Annotated in this window: 2 protein-coding genes; one reads left to right on the top strand and one right to left on the bottom strand. The window is 68.2% G+C overall.

Annotation, left to right across the window (positions count from 1 at the left end; all coding sequences use genetic code 11):
* Positions 1-1,042 (bottom strand): caspase family protein (locus CVM52_RS25560; RefSeq protein WP_172721098.1); only part of this gene is annotated, 1,042 nt, incomplete at its 3' end.
* Between the two features lie 244 nt (positions 1,043-1,286).
* Here CVM52_RS25560 and CVM52_RS25555 point away from each other — a divergent pair.
* On the top strand, positions 1,287-1,624 hold a 338-nt coding region (locus tag CVM52_RS25555), incomplete at its 3' end, for a hypothetical protein (protein WP_205965036.1).

Genomic DNA, 1,624 nt, shown 5'->3' with positions numbered 1-1,624 from the left:
ATCCGGCATCAACCGGGATCAGCCGGGCCGAGGTGGCGCCGGTTTTCTGCAATTGGGCATAGCCCAGCACCGCATCGGCCGGGTCGGCGGCATCGGCGATCAGGCCCATCACCGTGCCGTCGCTCAACCCGTGCACCTTGCCGGCCAGCAGCGTGCCATGGCGCAGGGCAAACCGGCGCAGACCGGCGGTATCGCCGCCGCCGAACACCGCCGCGTCGATCAACGTGCCCTCCCACAGCGGCGTCTGCAGCCGCGCGCCGCCCGGTACGGTGCCGTCATTCATATCGGCCAGAACCGCCTGGAACAGCTGGCGATAGCTGATCGCGCCAGCATCCTGCATCCGTGCGGCCAGCTTGGCGGAGAACAGGCCGAACCAGTTGTCCGCGCCATCCTCGCCGCGGAAATTGACCTCGCGCGCCAGTTCCGAGGACTGCGCGGCATAAAAGGCCAGGAACCGCCCGGGCGGTTCGGGGCCGCTGTCTTCGATCACCTGTGCCTCGCCCAGGCGGCTTGCCGCGACATCGATTCCCAACAGGGCGGGATCGACAAAGCGCGCCGCCGTTTCGGGCGCTGCCGCGCGCAGGCCCGAGCCGGAATGGCAGCTGTCCATCACCAGCCAGACATCGGCGCCGGTCTGGCGGATCCGGCGCACCGCCGCGCCGATCTCGTCATCGATCAGCGCGTTGGGAATGCGGTTGCTGCCCGGTTCGGCCCGGCCGGTATCGGCGGGCAGAAACACCTCGTCCAGCCCGTCGGTCTCGTCGCCCTCGGGGTCGCCCTGGCGGGTGCCGTGGCCGGAGAGGTGGATATAGACTAGGTCGCCCTCCGTCGCCCGCGCCGCCAGATCGCCGAACGCGGCCAGGATCGCCGCGCGGCTGGGCACGGACCCGCCCGGTACGCCATCGGCCAGCAGGGTGATATCGCTGGCGCCGCGCGCGCGCAGCACCTGGTGCAGCAGCGTGATGTCATTGGCAGGGCCGCGCAGATCGGCGAGACCCAGGCTGTCATCATAATCGGACACGCCAACCAGCAGCGCCCGCAACTCGGCCTGCGCGGCGGCCCCGAAGCAACTTAAAAAAACCGAAAGAAACCACGCCCCCCAGCGCACGGCACCACGCCCCCGAAATCAGAAAATGACACGTTCAACATATTGCCTGCTCAATGACATCATGATGCACGGGAAAGCGTGGGCTGAAAAGGTTTTGATGATGTTTACACGGGGTTTGGATTGGGTAACTCTGGCTGGCGTAACCGGGTCTACCGTCAGGAGGGGCGCGCGGATCGTGTTGAAAACGGTGGTTCCCTGCATCCTTGCCCTGGCCGTTGCCGCGCTTGCGCTGCCCGGACGGGCGCAGGAGGATCCCGGATTCGTCGCACTGGCCTTCCTGGCCGAAACCGATCCCGCCGCCGCGCTGGTTCAGATCGATGCGCAGCTGGCGCGCGAGGCCGCGCAGCCCGCGCCGGACCCGCGCGTGGTGTTCGACCTCTACCGCCTGCAGGCCGATCTGCTGATCGGGCTGGGCCGCATGGCCGAGGCAGCAGCGCTGCTGGCCGATCTGGCGCTTTACACCCGGCAGATGCGCGCCAGGCTGGACCTGGACCCGGCGCCGCTGTTTGACGAGGC

Source organism: Pseudooceanicola lipolyticus (genome assembly GCF_002786325.1).
Taxonomy (GTDB): Bacteria; Pseudomonadota; Alphaproteobacteria; order Rhodobacterales; family Rhodobacteraceae; genus Pseudooceanicola_C; species Pseudooceanicola_C lipolyticus.
Note: the sequence above shows the minus strand (reverse complement) of the source record. Positions and strands in the feature narration are given on the sequence as shown.